19 protein-coding genes and 1 tRNA gene are annotated in these 14,597 nt (G+C 51.1%); 9 read left to right on the top strand and 11 right to left on the bottom strand.

The window, feature by feature from the left end:
• The first annotated feature begins 25 nt into the window (after positions 1-25).
• From J9260_RS11050 to J9260_RS11060, 3 genes are all read left to right on the top strand, one after another.
• Positions 26-1,192 carry a toxic anion resistance protein gene (locus tag J9260_RS11050; protein ID WP_210217826.1) on the top strand — a complete coding sequence of 389 codons (1,167 nt, stop codon included), beginning with the start codon at positions 26-28 and terminating at the stop codon, positions 1,190-1,192.
• Positions 1,193-1,194: 2 nt separating this feature from the next.
• Positions 1,195-2,277, top strand: a complete 1,083-nt coding sequence (locus tag J9260_RS11055) for an SPFH domain-containing protein (protein WP_210217827.1) — start codon at positions 1,195-1,197, stop codon at positions 2,275-2,277.
• Positions 2,278-2,338: 61 nt separating this feature from the next.
• A complete protein-coding gene (locus J9260_RS11060; protein WP_210217828.1) occupies positions 2,339-3,577 on the top strand; it encodes a TFIIB-type zinc ribbon-containing protein in 1,239 nt (412 codons plus the stop codon).
• On the opposite strand, the gene J9260_RS11065 is transcribed toward J9260_RS11060, so the two are convergent.
• Positions 3,574-4,170 (bottom strand): hypothetical protein, encoded by a 597-nt coding sequence (locus J9260_RS11065; RefSeq protein WP_210217829.1) that lies wholly within the window; start codon positions 4,168-4,170, stop codon positions 3,574-3,576. The genes J9260_RS11060 and J9260_RS11065 overlap by 4 nt on opposite strands.
• 183 nt (positions 4,171-4,353) lie before the next feature.
• Between J9260_RS11065 and J9260_RS11070 the strand changes: the two genes are divergently transcribed.
• From J9260_RS11070 to J9260_RS11090, 5 genes are all read left to right on the top strand, one after another.
• Positions 4,354-4,725: a TusE/DsrC/DsvC family sulfur relay protein gene (locus J9260_RS11070; protein WP_210217830.1), complete on the top strand. Its 372-nt coding sequence runs from the start codon at positions 4,354-4,356 to the stop codon at positions 4,723-4,725.
• Positions 4,726-4,854: 129 nt separating this feature from the next.
• Positions 4,855-5,442, top strand: a complete 588-nt coding sequence (locus J9260_RS11075) for a C40 family peptidase (protein WP_210217831.1) — start codon at positions 4,855-4,857, stop codon at positions 5,440-5,442.
• A 120-nt stretch (positions 5,443-5,562) separates the two neighbouring features.
• Complete coding sequence (gene lysM / locus J9260_RS11080) at positions 5,563-6,006, top strand: peptidoglycan-binding protein LysM (protein ID WP_210217832.1); 444 nt, start codon at positions 5,563-5,565, stop codon at positions 6,004-6,006.
• Between the two features lie 15 nt (positions 6,007-6,021).
• Positions 6,022-6,501, top strand: coding sequence for a YidB family protein (locus J9260_RS11085; protein ID WP_210217833.1), 480 nt, complete (start codon positions 6,022-6,024; stop codon positions 6,499-6,501).
• A gap of 90 nt (positions 6,502-6,591) precedes the next feature.
• Positions 6,592-6,668, top strand: a tRNA-Met gene (locus J9260_RS11090).
• A 177-nt stretch (positions 6,669-6,845) separates the two neighbouring features.
• Here the strand turns inward: J9260_RS11090 and J9260_RS11095 are convergent.
• From J9260_RS11095 to J9260_RS11125, 7 genes are all read right to left on the bottom strand, one after another.
• Positions 6,846-7,061: a hypothetical protein gene (locus J9260_RS11095; protein WP_210217834.1), complete on the bottom strand. Its 216-nt coding sequence runs from the start codon at positions 7,059-7,061 to the stop codon at positions 6,846-6,848.
• Positions 7,062-7,178: 117 nt separating this feature from the next.
• Positions 7,179-8,948, bottom strand: coding sequence for a hypothetical protein (locus J9260_RS11100; RefSeq protein ID WP_210217835.1), 1,770 nt, complete (start codon positions 8,946-8,948; stop codon positions 7,179-7,181).
• A gap of 13 nt (positions 8,949-8,961) precedes the next feature.
• Complete coding sequence (locus J9260_RS11105; RefSeq protein ID WP_210217836.1) at positions 8,962-9,252, bottom strand: hypothetical protein; 291 nt, start codon at positions 9,250-9,252, stop codon at positions 8,962-8,964.
• Complete coding sequence (locus J9260_RS11110) at positions 9,249-10,973, bottom strand: replication endonuclease (RefSeq protein ID WP_210217837.1); 1,725 nt, start codon at positions 10,971-10,973, stop codon at positions 9,249-9,251. The genes J9260_RS11105 and J9260_RS11110 overlap by 4 nt, the downstream gene beginning before the upstream one ends.
• Positions 10,970-11,185, bottom strand: coding sequence for a hypothetical protein (locus J9260_RS11115; RefSeq protein WP_210217838.1), 216 nt, complete (start codon positions 11,183-11,185; stop codon positions 10,970-10,972). Before J9260_RS11115 ends, J9260_RS11110 begins: the two co-directional genes overlap by 4 nt.
• On the bottom strand, positions 11,182-11,412 hold the full coding sequence (locus J9260_RS11120) for a hypothetical protein (protein ID WP_210217839.1): 231 nt from the start codon (positions 11,410-11,412) through the stop codon (positions 11,182-11,184). Before J9260_RS11120 ends, J9260_RS11115 begins: the two co-directional genes overlap by 4 nt.
• Positions 11,413-11,518: 106 nt before the next feature.
• Complete coding sequence (locus J9260_RS11125; RefSeq protein ID WP_210217840.1) at positions 11,519-11,692, bottom strand: hypothetical protein; 174 nt, start codon at positions 11,690-11,692, stop codon at positions 11,519-11,521.
• A gap of 121 nt (positions 11,693-11,813) precedes the next feature.
• Here J9260_RS11125 and J9260_RS11130 point away from each other — a divergent pair, with 121 nt between their 5' ends.
• Positions 11,814-12,089, top strand: coding sequence for an Arc family DNA-binding protein (locus J9260_RS11130; protein ID WP_210217841.1), 276 nt, complete (start codon positions 11,814-11,816; stop codon positions 12,087-12,089).
• A gap of 805 nt (positions 12,090-12,894) precedes the next feature.
• On the opposite strand, the gene J9260_RS11135 is transcribed toward J9260_RS11130, so the two are convergent.
• The 3 genes from J9260_RS11135 to J9260_RS11145 form a co-directional block, all read right to left on the bottom strand.
• Positions 12,895-13,110, bottom strand: coding sequence for a hypothetical protein (locus J9260_RS11135; RefSeq protein WP_210217842.1), 216 nt, complete (start codon positions 13,108-13,110; stop codon positions 12,895-12,897).
• A 169-nt stretch (positions 13,111-13,279) separates the two neighbouring features.
• Entirely contained in the window at positions 13,280-14,404 is a 1,125-nt protein-coding gene (locus J9260_RS11140; protein ID WP_210217843.1) for an AAA family ATPase, read from the bottom strand.
• A complete protein-coding gene (locus J9260_RS11145) occupies positions 14,379-14,597 on the bottom strand; it encodes a hypothetical protein (RefSeq protein WP_210217844.1) in 219 nt (72 codons plus the stop codon). Before J9260_RS11145 ends, J9260_RS11140 begins: the two co-directional genes overlap by 26 nt.

Here is a 14,597-nt window from a genome sequence, read left to right on the forward strand (position 1 = left end):
TAATTATTTTTCGGAGATTACCATCATGAGCGATACTCAAACGACTGCGACCCAAACAGCTCCTGCGATTATTCCCGGCACTGAAATCGCCACACTGCCAGAAGTCACCACCGAACTGGTGGCTTTTGAACAAGCGACCGACCCTAAAAAGCAAGAAATGGAAAGCATCATTGCGGAAATCGACATGAGCGACCGCAGCAGCATTATGTTCTTCGGCACTAAAACCCAAGAGCAAATGACCGTTATTTCCGAAAAAATGTTGACCGGCGTTAAGAATAAAGACATTGGTTCTGCGGGTAAATCGCTCACCAGCATGATTACCGCGATTAAGGGTTTCGACATTGACGCGCTAAACCCTAACGATGAGCCAAGCTGGTGGGAAAAACTGATTGGTAAAGCCAAGCCAGTGGTGGAATTCCTCAATCAATACGAAGAAGTGCGTAAGCAAATTGATACCATCACCGATGAGATGGAAAGCCACAAAACCCAGTTGCTCACCGACGTAGTAACGCTGGATCACCTTTACGAAGCTAACCTCGACTTTTTCCACAAACTGGAAGTTTACATTTCTGCCGGTGAAGAGAAGTTACGTCGCTTGGAAACCACCGATATTCCCGCGCTGGTTGCTAAAGCCGAAGCCAATGCGCAAGACATGATCATGGCGCAAAATCTGCGTGATTTGCGTGCAGCGCGTGACGATCTCGAACGCCGCATCCACGATTTACGCCTGACCCGCCAAGTCGCAATGCAAAGCTTACCCAGCATCCGTTTGGTGCAAGAAAACGACAAAACCCTGATCAACAAGATCAACTCTACCCTGATCAATACCGTGCCATTGTGGAAAAACCAATTGGCGCAAGCGGTAACGATTTTCCGTATGAGCGACGCAGCGGAAGTGGTCAAGAAAGCCTCTGACCTGACCAATGATTTACTCGAAAAGAACGCCGAAACCCTGCGCCTCGGCAATGCCGAAACCCGCAAACAAATGGAACGCGGCGTGTTCGATATTGAATCCGTGAAAAAAGCCAACCAAAGCCTGATCGACACCATCAACGATTCCCTGCGCATTGCTGACGAAGGCAAAGCCATGCGTGCCAAGGCTGAGGAAGAAATCAAGGTCATGGAAGGTGAATTGCGTGAAGCCCTCATTGCTGCCAAAGCCAAAGCTGACAGCCCACGTCAAGGAGCATAATCATGGGACTCTGGGATAAACTCATGGGTGAATTTGTCGATGTCATTGAATGGACAGACGACAGTAATGACACAATGGTCTACCGCTTCGAGCGGCACGGCAACGAAATCAAATACGGTGCAAAACTCACCGTGCGCGAATCACAAGTCGCGATTTTCGTTAACGAAGGCCAAATTGCCGACGTACTTACCCCCGGCATGTACGTGCTGGAAACCCAAAATCTGCCGGTGCTTTCCACCTTGCAGCACTGGGATCACGGTTTTCAAAGCCCGTTTAAAGCCGAAGTGTATTTCTTCAACACCAAGCAATTCACCAACCTGAAATGGGGAACCAGCAACCCGGTGATGATGCGTGACAGCGAGTTTTCTGCGGTCAGATTACGCGCCTTCGGGACTTACGCGATTCGGATTGAAGATGCCCGCAAGTTCATGCTGGAAATCATGGGCACTGACAGTCTGTTTACGGTCGATGAAATCAGCAACCAGTTGCGCAGTTTAATCGTCACCCGTTTCAGCACTGTGGTGGCTGCGTCTAACATTCCGGTGTTGGATATGGCGGCGAACTACGAGCAATTCGGGCAATACGTCACCCAGCGGATCGCGCCGGAATTCAAAGGTTACGGCATTCAATTAACCTCGATTGCGGTGGAAAATATTTCCCTGCCGGATGAGGTGGAAGCAGCACTCGATAAGCGTACCAGCATGGGCATGGTCGGTAATCTTGACCAATACTTGCAATACCAAACGGCGCAAGGCGTGGGTAATGGCGGCTCTAACAGTGCGTTAGACATGGGGATGGGTTTTGCCGTTGCCAATAAAATGGCAGAAGTGCTGAACAAACCCAAGCCAGCCGCGCCCCCGCCGTTACCGGATAATGAGTGGCACGTGGCGATTGACCAAGCAGCCAGCGGCCCCCATTCATTCCAGCAATTGCAACAAATGGTACGCAGTGGCACGCTCACCCCCGCCGCACTGGTATGGCAAAATGGCATGGCAGCTTGGCAAGCAGCCGGAGAAGTGGCAGCGTTAGCGGCACTGTTTACAGCGCAAACGCCTCCGCCCATCCCACCTGTACCGGGTACATAAACGACACTCTCAACCCGCCCTTCCTTTTGCGACTGGAAGGGCATCGTGTTCATAGGCACTCATGGCAGACGATAACAACAAAACGCGGCAACAACATTTTCCCTGCGGGCAATGCGGGGCAGATCTGCTTTACCAACCGGGCACGACTGCCATGCAATGTACTTATTGCGGGCATCAAAATGCGATTCAAACCAGCAGCGTGCCGATTCAGGAATACAGCTTTGCCGAAGCGTTACGCGCCATCGAGCAGGTAAAACTGCGTCCGCTAGATAATACCCAAGTCATTAAATGCCCCAATTGTTCGGCAACTTTTGAGCTAACCACCAATCGCCACGCCGGGGATTGCCCGTTTTGCGGCACGCCCGTGGTTACGGGAACAGAGCGCACCCGCTTGTTTCAGCCGAAGTCGTTACTGCCGTTTGTCATTACCGAAAAAGCCGCACGCGACGCTTTCGATAAATGGATTGGCGGCTTATGGTTCGCGCCTTCCGCCCTCAAAAACAAAGCGCAGCGCGATGAAAAACTGCTGGGCATTTACGTGCCGTATTGGACGTATGACAGCCATACCGACACCTTTTACCGGGGTGAGCGCGGCACGGTGTATTACGAGCGTGAAATGGTAACGGTCATTGTCAATGGCAAATCGCAGCAACAAGTTCGCAGCGTTCCCAAAGTACGCTGGACACCTGTGAGCGGACGGGTGCGCTTATTCTTTGATGATGTGCTGGTTGGCGCAACGCGCACCTTACCGCGTGCGATTTTGGATCGTTTGGAACCGTGGGATTTACCCAATCTGGTTCCTTATAACGATAGTTATTTGAGCGGCTTCCAGAGCGAAATTTACCAAATTGACCTCGACGAAGGCTTTGAAGACGCACGCAATATCATGGACAGCCGCATCCACGCCGCCGTCACCAGCGATATTGGCGGTGATCAGCAACACATTCACAGCCTGCAAACCCAACATTCCGGCACAACGTTTAAGCATGTATTGCTACCGGTGTGGTCAGCGGCATTTCGTTACAAGCAAGAAACTTACCGTTTCGTTATCAACGGGCGCAACGGCAAAACCCAAGGCGAACGCCCTTACAGCAAGGTAAAAATTGCCTTTGCCATAATTTTCGCAGCCAGTGCCTTGGCCGTGTTGGGCTATTACATGGAAAAAAATGGTATGTTTGACGAGGTGCTAGAGCAAAGCACAGGGCAATACCAGTACGCACCCGCACCACGTTACCCCAGCACTAACCCTTACAAGTCAAATACCTATCGGATACCGCAACCACCCAGTTACCCGCGTTAAACCCCGTACACTTGGCGCATTAACTGTATTTGCCCCACCACCGCGTAAGGTGTGTCCAAAAACAATACCACGTCCTTGTGCGCGGTCTTCGCCTGCAACGCTTCAAACAAGGTGCGTAAAGCGGCGGGAGTCAAACCTTGATCGGTACGCAATAAACCCAGTTGCGCATTAGCGTTCGCGGGCATTGTCGCCAATAACGTATCTGCCGTCGCAAGATGTACCGCAAAACGTTGTTCCCAAGCTGCTGGCAACTGATGCTGCGCTGATGCATCAACCCACAACCCACTGATCTGCGTTGCCAAGGTTTGCTCAATACATTCACACACCTGTACCCAATGCGCTGACTCCAGCAAAGCCGTAGTAATTTCCAAATACAGCTCAAAACCCGCTGGCAATACCGACCAATCCGCCACCAGCGCACCGGACTCCCACGCGCTTGCGGGCACTAATACTTCGTTGAAATCATTGCTGTAATACACCATCTGCCAGTTTGACGGCAAATCCTCTGGGTAAAAACGTTGCGCCCAATCCTTTGGCATCCACCCATACGCGGCTAAAGTCACACTGGTCAAGCGGGGATTCGCTACAGTCATGCGTATTGTTCCAAGCGATTACGAGAAGCGCAGCATAGCCCAGTCGTCACACGCTTGTAAAAAGGCGAAAAAATATCTTGACTGCACGAGTAGGGAATATTACTTTTGGAATACACGAAGCAACCGATAAACGACCACTAGAGATAGAAGATTCCCCCAAAACACCACTAGGAGGGTTATACCATGATGTTCAGTGACGTATCACTCGATGAAATGTTCCCACGCGCCCATGCGGTAATGCGTGCCCCACTACCCACCCTGAAAGTCGCCAACGTTTACCAGCGCATTAGTCAACAAGCCACCAAGCAAGGTATCAGCCTCAGCCCGCAACACATGGAAGTGATTAACTTCGTACTCGACTTCTACGAACACTGCGATGACTGTCAAAATGCCCGCCGCCTCGCTGATATGCTACAAGAAGAGTTCACCCCGCAAGGCGGACGCAAATACCTTTACCAATTATTCCCCAACGGCCCCTTAAGTACGGTACACGATTTAGCCGACCTGCCCAGTTTAGGCCATCAAACCGATAAAAGTTTTGGCACACGCTGGTAATTTTTAAACCAAATTAAATAAAAAACCCGCTTTAAAAAGTTTATTGGCGGGTTTTTTGTTTGCATTCAGTTTAGAACTTATAGAATGGATTCCTGTCCTAATTCATAACAAAAAACAGGGGTCTCATTCATGGGGAAATTACAGGCAACGCTGTGGTTGGGCGCTACAGCGGCATTACTCGGTGGTTGCGTGCCTATGCAACCATACTCACAACCTAGCATGTACACCAACTACATGCCCGCACCAAACAACACCGCCAGACCCTATCTGGCCTCGTATCATCCCAACAGCTACAACAACGGCTCTTCTTTTTTTCCGCAACAAGAGCCTGCTGACGCACCCGCACGCCGCGCCTTACTCGCCGAAGCACACCGCACGATTGGCGTTCGTTACAAATACGGTGGTGAAACGCCACGCGAAGGCTTTGATTGTAGCGGCTTAATGCAGTTTATTTACAAAAACGCCAACGGCATTACCCTACCCCGCACCGCCGCCGAACAAAGTCGCGCCAGCCGCACTATCAGCTTTAATCAAATGCGCCCCGGTGATCTAATCTTCTTCCGCACCAGTGGCAGCAGCGTCAATCATGTCGGCATTTACACCGGGCGCGGGCAGTTTATTCATGCGGCATCGGGCGGTGCAAAAGTCTCGGTTGATAACCTCAGCCGCACCTATTGGCAACAACGCTTAGTAAAATTCGGGCGAATACTTGCGTAACACCTGAACCTTCGGTGACAGTTCGGCGACTAAGCGGGCAATGCGATGTTTATTTGAAATAAACCAGCTATACTTGTTCGTGGAGATTGATCCACCTAATAATCCGAAGGAGACAACAAGATGGGACTTTTTGATTTTGCACGTAATATCGGCAAGAAAATTTTCGGGAAAGAAGAAGAAGCACCAGCCGCACTGGAACAGCACATTAACGAAGACAATCCGGGCGTAAGCGGTTTACAAGTGCAGGTACAAGATGGCGTTGCAACTTTAACAGGCGAAGCAAGCTCGGCTGAAGCACTGGAAAAGGCAGTTTTGATGGCTGGCAATGCGATGGGCATCCAGGAAGTAAAAGCTGACGGCATGACTATTGCTGATGGCAGCCAAGTCGGTGGTGACGATGAGTTTTACATTATCGAAAAAGGCGACACCCTGTGGGAAATCGCAGAAAAAGCCTACGGTAATGGTTCAAAATACACCAAGATTGTTGAAGTGAATCGCGAAGTCATCAAAAACGCCGATTTGATCTTCCCCGGTCAAAAAATTCGTATTCCTAAAGACATTTAAGCGGAGAACAGACACATGGATATGGGAAACCTCATGCAACTTGGGGCGCAAATGTTCCAAAGCCAGCTCGACAAAGATCGTGATGGTCAACTGGAAATTACCGAAATTGCTTCAGCCCTGATGGGTTTGATGTCCAATGGTCAAGGCCAATCACAAGCTGGCGGTTTAAGCGGCTTGATGTCAATGGTGAGCGGAATGCAAGGCAGCGGCAACGGTGATCTGATGTCTATCGCTGCTTCTTGGCTGGGTAAAGGCGAAAACGCACCGATTTCTGGCGGTCAACTGACTCAAATGCTGGGTTCAGACAAAATCGCAGCGTTCGCTCAACAGCTCGGCCTGAGCCAAGAGCAAGCGGTTAGCGGCCTGCAAGCTGCTATCCCACAAGTGGTTGATAAAGCATCACCAGACGGCGCACTCGACCTCGGCAATATGCTGGATGCAGTCGGTGGCGTTTCTGGCGCAATCGGCTTGGCAAGCAAATTGTTCGGTCGTTAAACCGCACACGCTTATGCCAGTAAAAACCGCTCCATGAGAGCGGTTTTTTATTGACAGTATTTTTTGTAATCGTTATTATGTGCCCCTCTTGGCTACATAGCTCAGTTGGTTAGAGCACATCACTCATAATGATGGGGTCCCTAGTTCGAATCTAGGTGTAGCCACCAAAGAATTCAAAGGGTTGCATCCTAACAGGTGCAGCCCTTTTTCGTTTTGGTAGTTTTTTTGACTTTCTTAGTCACGGATTTAGTCACGCAATTTGTTTGCTAGGATTGGACAACTACCCAACATAAAAAAGCCGAGAACTTGCCCGACTTTCGTTGATGGTTGGTTGATCGTCTGCCCTATTCTGCCAAGAGTGCCAGCACTTCGGAATCTATGAGTTCGGGTGAAGCATCAGCCGGAAATTCTGCTATTCGGTAATCGTCGGGGAATTCCCCCATTTCTACCGCAAACGCGGCGGTGTCGGGGTCTGTCCATAATCCGGTGCTCCAATAGGCAACCTTTTGCGTTGTGGCGGCGGTGGGTGTTGCTGGTGTCGGTTCGTTTGTTTCGTTCATGGTTTTGGTTCCTTGGTTTTGGGTGTCGTGGAATGTGCGCGTACATTGGTTTGAATGTACGTGTCGGGTGAATGTACGTCCCCCTCTTGGGAATGTACGCGCACATTGATTTACTGCTTAGTTGCCCACCAGTAAGTATTCGGGGTGCGGTGGGTTGCCGGTGTATTTCGGATTAGTCACAATCACGCCTTCACGCGCCGCTCTTTTGCGCCAGAGGTTTAACAGTGCATCCATGCCCGATGGTGTAATGGTTTTCTTTCTGGCTTGGCATAGGTGGCTTGTGATGAATGCCCGACCACCACGCGCCGCTAGTACCTTCTCACCTGCCAGTAATGCCGCCTTCCATTGGTCATACAATCCGTAAGCTTCTTTGAGGGTGTCGGGTTCAATTTTGCCTTGTGCGTCCTTCATGGCTGCAAGTAATTCACTGTTACCACGTACATTAGCCGGTGAATGTGCGCGTACATTGGTTTGAATGTACGTGTCGGGTGAATGTACGTCCCCCTCTTGGGAATGTGCGCGTACATTGGAAAGGGGTAGTGCGTGCTGTTCTTCCTGCGTGCCTAACGCTGGATTATGCGCACCTGTTGCGCCGTTGCGTTGATCGTGGGGAAGGGTGGCGGCGGTTTGGGTGAGTTGGTCGAGTGGCACGTCTTCAAAGCGTTGGGAACCGTTGCGCAAGGCTTCACGGTAGGTCGAGCCGGATAGTGTTTTATCCTTGTTGCCGGATACTAACGCGCTTGCAGGGTTCGCCATGCTTGCAAGGTTCAGCGCGTTCTGGCGTTGTTCTGGCGATTGTTTGAATCCGCCCGATACTTTCAGCACGGCACTATCCAGCGCATCGCCTGCAACGTTGTAGGCGTTGGCGCGTGCGTATTGGGCTTTTGCGTTTTCAGTAGCGATGTTTTCGGCGGCTTTGGTGGCGTACTCACTCACGGTCTGGCGTGCGGAATCGGCGAAGGCTGCTACCGGGGGCGCATTGTGAGTGGCGGCGGCGTTGCCGGTGTTGCTTTCATGGTAAGTGGTGATGCTTCCATCGAATCGGCGTGGGGGTTGGCGTAGTTTGCGGGTTACGTCATAGCCGTGGTTCATCAGGTGGGCGCGTGCTTTTGCGAATTGTCCGCCAAGGTAGTGAAATGCGTACTCGAAAAAGCTGATTAGGGTGAGTGACAGCATGAAACTGGCAATCGTGCCGGTTGCGCCCAAGGCTTCACGAATGAAGTTTACGAGCGGGTGGTAATTGGTTTCGTCCTTTTCCATTGTTTTGGCAGTACCGGCAAGGGCTAGGGCGCGTTGTTGGCTGCTGGCGTTACTGGTGGCTATCATCTGATTAACTGCGTCCACACGCGCTTTCGAGCCTTCACAATGCTTTTCTTTGCCTTGTGCCATGCGTTGCTGGCATTGGGCTAGTTTCATTTGTGCGGTTTGCAAGTCGGCTGCATAGGGGTTGTAGCTTGCGCCGGTTGCGCCTTTGATGGCTTCCAGCGTTGCAAGGTAAGTGGGGGATTGCTGGCTTTTGGTTTCCATGCGGATGTTGTCGCGTTCCATGCCTTGACCGATTTCAGACAGCAGGGAAAATGCCACGGCAACGAATACCGCTATGTAAGTGGCTTTCTTGCCGCCTGCTACGTCGCCTTGTGAGTACAGAAAAAACTGGTAGGCGGTCATTACTCCGACCGAACCAATCGACGGCACGGCTTGCGCCCACTGGGAACCGTCCCATTCCCAGATGCGTAAATGCCCTGCAAAATAGCCCACCACGAAATAGGCGGACATGAGAAAGGCGGTAATGGCGGCGATAATGTACGCGGCTTTACGCTGTTGGAATTCGCTGTAAGCAAGTCCGGCATTGAATGCAGGCGCGGCGGTGTTGGTTGTGTGTTGCATTGTTGTTGACCTCTTAGAACCAGTACGAAAGTAATAGGGTGCTGAACGTAAACAGAATTGCATGAACTCCGTGTTGTGACTGCGCGGCGATAGTGGCGGCGATGGTGAGGGTTAGCCCCATCATCACGTAAACCGCATTGTTCGCAGCAGGGAACATTCCGGCATAGTGCAGCCCGAAGGTAGACGGAATCAGCAGGAAACCCGCCCACATGAGCCATGAACTCACGGCTGCTAACCACGGAATCAGCGCGTGGATTAATCGCCAGTCAATCGGGTGGGGGGTGGTTGGGGTGTGGTGGCTCATGCTTCACCTCCCGCCATGTTCCCGAAATAGGTTTCGGTAACATCCTGTCTACAGTTATTTACAGTACTCCAAGGGTCACTAACCGCCCTGAGTGCCGGAATCAAAAAATCACAGTCGGATTCATCAGCGGTAGTGGTTTCGTCAATATCGGTGGCGCGTTGGTGAAGTTCCCAGTCGTGGGTTCTGGTGACGGTTGCACCTGCGTCGTGAGTAATGCCGCGTACCCGTTCGGTGATTTCGCCGTACCGGTTGGGCTTGGCGTTGTCTTCCAGCAAGAAAGCGAAGGTGTCAGGGTGTTGCTGGGTGATTTTCAAAAAGCCGTAGTAATCGCCGGTATCAGCGGCAAACCGTGCCACGTTTAGCAAAGGTGCATCCGGTTGTTCTGCGTCTTTGAGGCGGCGAAGTTCGCGCCACAATGAGACCTTCCCGAACTGCTGTGAGAACTGAAACGCACGCACGACCCAACGGCTACGCCATGCGTGAACACGGGTGGCTGCGTCAATGCTTTCCATGCCGGTGTCGTGGTCTTTGGTGTCGTCGCCTTCAATGCCTAATGTCTGGATGTTCTTTGCCACGTACTTGGCAATGTAACCAGCGGCACGGCCTTTGCTCAGATCAATCTTGACGATCTGGACGCGGTGACGGGTTGCGCCCGGTTCGTCGCCGTCTTCACGCAACCAATACTTCCAGAGGAGGCGGGTATAGGTTTTGAGGTGGGCAGGCTGCACAAACACGATGGCGTGTTGATGTTCGGTTCCATCGGCGTGGGGTTCGGTAACGCGCATATAAGGCGCGGAAATGCCACGGTGATGGATAGCCGCACGAAAACGCGCCCATGACTTTGAAAGCCATGCGTGGGCTAATTTGGGGGTGTTGGTGTTGCCGTCAATGGTTTCCTGATACTTAGGGTTTGCAATGACCTTGCCGCCGATAGTGCGTTTAACGCCCATCCGGTCAACACGGGTATGCGTGCCGGTCTTGGTGAACTTATGGAACTTGGATGGCGTGGTGAGGGTGAGGAATAACGCGACATAGCCATTCAGGTGGAAATAACGCTCACCGTCTGCGATGCGCAACATCATCTCATTGCGGCGATTTACCGGGTTACTCACGCCAGCATCAGCAGCTTGTTTGAGCGGTAGCACTTCGCCGGTTTGGGTGTCGATCAGTTCCATGCTGTCGAGCCATTCCAGTGACTTGGCTTGATGTGCCAGCACGCGCGATAGGCCATAGTCCGACACGTAAGCTTGCTTTTCAGCATTGACCAAACCCAAACGGATGGCCTGTAGCTCTTGTTGCTGGCCTTGCTGGACGCGAAGGCGGCGATACCACCATTTTTCTGAGGTGATGCGTAGGCGGATGCCTTCGGCTTGGGCTTTCTTGCCGGTCGTGCCGTCATGCCGCACGGTGTTGACCGATACCACGGGTAAGCGCATTCCCTTAACCGCCACATAATCAAGGGCGCGTTGTGGCAGGTGGTAGGGTTCAGGGGCAAGCTGTTTGCACTTGGCGGCGTAAATGATGGCGCGGCCCTTTAGGGTGTCGCTGTCGTCATCGGTAGCGGGTGCGCGTTTGGCAATTGCTTGCTGTTGGTGTAGGTAGTTCTCACCATTGTTGTGGGTGAAATGGTGATGTTCCCAGCCTTGTACCATGTCGCAGTGATAGGCCGGGAAGAATGCGGCAAGTGCGCCAGATTGCAGCGCGGTGGCGTAGTGGTTCATGCCTCACCCCCGTTAACCCACTTTTCTTGCAAGGTGGCTGCTAATTGGTTCAGGGCATGACTAGCCGCGTATTCGTACACGTAGGCGGCTTCCAGATAGATGCTTGCCCATTTGCGGCACTCATGCGCTGTTGCGCTGCACGCTTCAAAATCAGCTTTGTGGTGGGCAATTTGCGCGGCGTGGTTGTGGGGTTGGGGTTGGTGCTGGCTCATTTTACACCGCCTTTACGCACCATTACGCCGCGTTGGGTGGCAACACCGATAAGGAGCATTAATTCTTCGGTGATGTCAGGGCGATAAATCAGAATGCCAGCTAATAAACCAGCAATATAAGCCCATGATTCTTTTGTGTTTTCGGTGTGTGCGTCGTTCCACTGTCGGACTACGGCACGCGGTAAAGTGATGTTGCCCGCTGGGGGCGTGTTTGGTGTATGATTCATGGCGAATCTCCATTAATTTTAGACTGTTAGGGATGGTTCAAAATTGGCTGTTTGGGTGGTGAGATACCCTTGCAGCCGGAATGCCCCAGTAATGGGGCGTTTTTGTTTATGCCGCTTGCTTTTTCTGTTCGTCTGCTTCCATTACCTCTTTCAAAATTCTGTTCAGTTCTGCGTGAACAGTCCTATCGTTCCCCTTCGCGCGTTGCTTTATCCATGCTTTCACATCGTCCGCCATGCGTAGCGGGTAGGGGCTTGTCGGCTTTTCTGTTGCTTCTGTCATTTGCTGCCTTCCTTATTTGCATCATTGGTGAATCATTTATGATGCAATCATAAGCCCGCATCAATTGTGATGCAAGCATGATTCATTCACAGTGAATCAAAAAAGATTCATACTTCCAGACATGGAAAGACAAACAACATCCCCTTTTACTGTTCGCCTTGATTCTGAATTAAGGAGTGCGCTGGAAGAATCCGCCCGAAACAATGGCAACTCCCTACAGGTTGAGGTCGTAAACCGCCTGCGTGATTCTCTTGGCATGGTCAATAATGATGATGAACGGATACGCCGTATTGCTCTTGAACTGATACGGGATGAATTGAGCAAGGCTGGATTAGTGCCGGATGCACCAGAACACGAAACGGGGTTTTCTATTCCCATGCAAAGGCGCAAGGCTTGATTAGTCCAGGAACTAAATTAGAAAATCCTTATGTTCTGGTGTCGTTTGCAGGAACGCGCCCCCTCCAATTGCGGGATTTCCCCGTGTTTACGGGTGTTTGCCGAAACCTCCATTTCAAATGCGGGAAAAGGGTGTTTTCCTAGCCGCGCATCTTCACCGCTGGCACGCCCTAAAATCGTTCGCTTTTATTCCGTTTTATACCGGTGAAAACCTCTAGTTTTCCCTAGCACCTCAAAACTGAGGAAATCGCGTTAGTGCGTTGATCTTTCAGGGAAATTTACCGGCAAATCGGGTGGCAAATCGGCGGTAGTTTTGGGGTCAAATTGGCGGTAGATTTGCCGGTAGTTTTGCCTTGACTTTTATTGACTTTCTATGAAGTTTTTTTAAGGTGCTAAAAACGGCAAATAATGCCAATTTCACCATTAAAAACAACTACTTATCGGCGGAAAATCGGCGGTAGTGTTACCGGTAGTTTTGGGGTCAAATCGGCGGTAGTTTTGCCTAACGTTTTCTAACGTTTTACCTTGCGTTTTCTTGCGCTTTTATCGGCTGTCACGCACCTGTCACAGTGACAGCCTTGTGACAATGTGCGAATGTCCCACGGGACAGAGGCGGGACATTTGAAATACTCATGAAATGCTTTTGTATTACTCATGCAATGCACTTGCATAAAAGCCACGGGTTTACCGCTGCTTTACCACTGGTTTTGAAACAGTACCGAAAACGGAACAGTACCGTTTTTCCGTGCCACTGGGATTCCCTAATGCTTCCCACTGGGATTCCATCGGGATTCCCCCATGCTTCCCTACCGGAAGTCGTCCAGAAACAGAACTTGTGGTGATTTCTGTTCAGTGTTCGTGTTCGCAAGAAATTCAGCATCAACAGTTACACTTAGGTCGCGCCCTAATCGCTTACGCAGGCGTAACAGCGTTTTTTCAACGCCTTCCATGAAAGCTGATTCTGTTGCCACAACCCATGCGTATTGCAAATCAGGCGGTAAGTTTTTCGGTGGTTCGATCATTGGTTTTACCTCGTTAAGTTTTAGATTCGTGGCACAAACTAAAATCACAGGTGGCACGACACAAACGACACATACCTATAAGTATGTGTGTCGTTTTGTGTCGCGTACCCTTCCCCAATTTGTGCCGTTCGTGTCATTTTGTGTCGCTGTTTGTGTCGGCATTGTGTCGCTACTCAAAATCGACAGGCACAACATATTCACCATCCAGATTGATTGCCCCAGCCGTAACAAGCGGTAGTTGAATCCTATCCATAAACGCGGATTGTCTACGGGCAATACCTTCTTTTATGCACTGTTCCTGCCATTCAAAACGCCTCACACGGGCTTGATGCTCTGGATACTCACCGTCTTTCAGGTTTGTTACTGAATGCGTTTGTAAAGCCCTCAGAATCGCCAGTGCTGCCAGTTGGTTTTTACCTGATACCTTGCCGCGCCTTGGCTGTTGCGCTTGCTGATGGTCTTCCAAGTGTTTCAGCATGGCACTGGTGACGGGTTGCCCGTCTTCATCCTGCCAGCCGTCCAGCGTTACGGATTCGAGCCGAAACGATAGCGACGGGAATGGCTCCGCGTCCTTTGCTTTGGATGATTTCAAGGTAATAACGCCAGCATCATCCTTGCTCACAGATATTTCAGCGTCCAAACTGGCTTTAAGCACCGATGAACCCCGCGCACGATCTGCTGAACCGTGCCCCGTGTGATGCACCACCAGCACCACAGATTCAGGGTGAGCCGCTTTGATTGCGTCCAACGATTTTATATAGGCGGTCATATCCCGCGTGCTGTTTTCGTCACCTTCCATTGTCCGCTGCAACGTGTCGAGTATTACCAATTTCAGGTTTTTCACATCTGCCAGCGTATCCAATACGAGCGCGGTTTCATTGGGAAGATTGCACGCACGATCTGACAAATAAAAATGTTCTGCAATTAATTCTCGGCTTTCAGGATTTCGCTGTATCCACGCTGTTAAACGTCGCTTAATCCCCGCCTTGCCCTCACCTGCAAAATAGACAACAGAACCTTGTTTTACACCACGATCATTCCATGCCCGACCGCTGGCAACTGATAATGCTAGATCAATAGCAACGAATGATTTACCACTAGCAGGCGCACCGAATGCCGCCGCCAATACCCCGGCTTCCAGCACGCCAGAAACGAGCCATTTAATCGGGGTTGGTGTCAGCAGATCAGAACCACGATGCAAGCGTATTTTGTTTGGTTTTATGGCTGCGTCCGGCACAAATCCCGCCGCGATTGCATCAGCAAAAAGATTATCTGGGTCGTATGCTGGATTCATTGCCGCCCCCTTTCCATTTTTGAATCAGGGTTACGTGCAATTCACGAGCATGGTGTCGATATTCATTTTCCCAAAATGCCGCCGCTTTCAGGTGTTCAAATGCCCACGCCATACATTCCACGCGGGTTTGCTCCGAAAGGCGCATAACTTCGGTGAGCTTGTGAATACGCTGGTCGATTTGTGGTGAGTCCAT

The organism is Thiothrix unzii (assembly GCF_017901175.1).
GTDB lineage: Bacteria > Pseudomonadota > Gammaproteobacteria > Thiotrichales > Thiotrichaceae > Thiothrix > Thiothrix unzii.

Bases quoted from the DNA above. Each gene is read 5' to 3' on its own strand.
- J9260_RS11070 (WP_210217830.1), top strand. From the start codon at position 4,354: ATGATGTTCAGTGACGTATCACTCGATGAAATGTTCCCACGCGCCCAT.
- J9260_RS11065 (WP_210217829.1), bottom strand. From the start codon at position 4,170: ATGACTGTAGCGAATCCCCGCTTGACCAGTGTGACTTTAGCCGCGTAT.
- J9260_RS11130 (WP_210217841.1), top strand. From the start codon at position 11,814: ATGGAAAGACAAACAACATCCCCTTTTACTGTTCGCCTTGATTCTGAA.
- J9260_RS11055 (WP_210217827.1), top strand. From the start codon at position 1,195: ATGGGACTCTGGGATAAACTCATGGGTGAATTTGTCGATGTCATTGAA.
- J9260_RS11140 (WP_210217843.1), bottom strand. From the start codon at position 14,404: ATGAATCCAGCATACGACCCAGATAATCTTTTTGCTGATGCAATCGCG.
- J9260_RS11105 (WP_210217836.1), bottom strand. From the start codon at position 9,252: ATGAGCCACCACACCCCAACCACCCCCCACCCGATTGACTGGCGATTA.
- lysM (WP_210217832.1), top strand. From the start codon at position 5,563: ATGGGACTTTTTGATTTTGCACGTAATATCGGCAAGAAAATTTTCGGG.
- J9260_RS11085 (WP_210217833.1), top strand. From the start codon at position 6,022: ATGGATATGGGAAACCTCATGCAACTTGGGGCGCAAATGTTCCAAAGC.
- J9260_RS11110 (WP_210217837.1), bottom strand. From the start codon at position 10,973: ATGAACCACTACGCCACCGCGCTGCAATCTGGCGCACTTGCCGCATTC.
- J9260_RS11100 (WP_210217835.1), bottom strand. From the start codon at position 8,948: ATGCAACACACAACCAACACCGCCGCGCCTGCATTCAATGCCGGACTT.
- J9260_RS11115 (WP_210217838.1), bottom strand. From the start codon at position 11,185: ATGAGCCAGCACCAACCCCAACCCCACAACCACGCCGCGCAAATTGCC.
- J9260_RS11050 (WP_210217826.1), top strand. From the start codon at position 26: ATGAGCGATACTCAAACGACTGCGACCCAAACAGCTCCTGCGATTATT.
- J9260_RS11145 (WP_210217844.1), bottom strand. From the start codon at position 14,597: ATGGACTCACCACAAATCGACCAGCGTATTCACAAGCTCACCGAAGTT.
- J9260_RS11095 (WP_210217834.1), bottom strand. From the start codon at position 7,061: ATGAACGAAACAAACGAACCGACACCAGCAACACCCACCGCCGCCACA.
- J9260_RS11075 (WP_210217831.1), top strand. From the start codon at position 4,855: ATGGGGAAATTACAGGCAACGCTGTGGTTGGGCGCTACAGCGGCATTA.
- J9260_RS11060 (WP_210217828.1), top strand. From the start codon at position 2,339: ATGGCAGACGATAACAACAAAACGCGGCAACAACATTTTCCCTGCGGG.
- J9260_RS11135 (WP_210217842.1), bottom strand. From the start codon at position 13,110: ATGATCGAACCACCGAAAAACTTACCGCCTGATTTGCAATACGCATGG.
- J9260_RS11120 (WP_210217839.1), bottom strand. From the start codon at position 11,412: ATGAATCATACACCAAACACGCCCCCAGCGGGCAACATCACTTTACCG.
- J9260_RS11125 (WP_210217840.1), bottom strand. From the start codon at position 11,692: ATGACAGAAGCAACAGAAAAGCCGACAAGCCCCTACCCGCTACGCATG.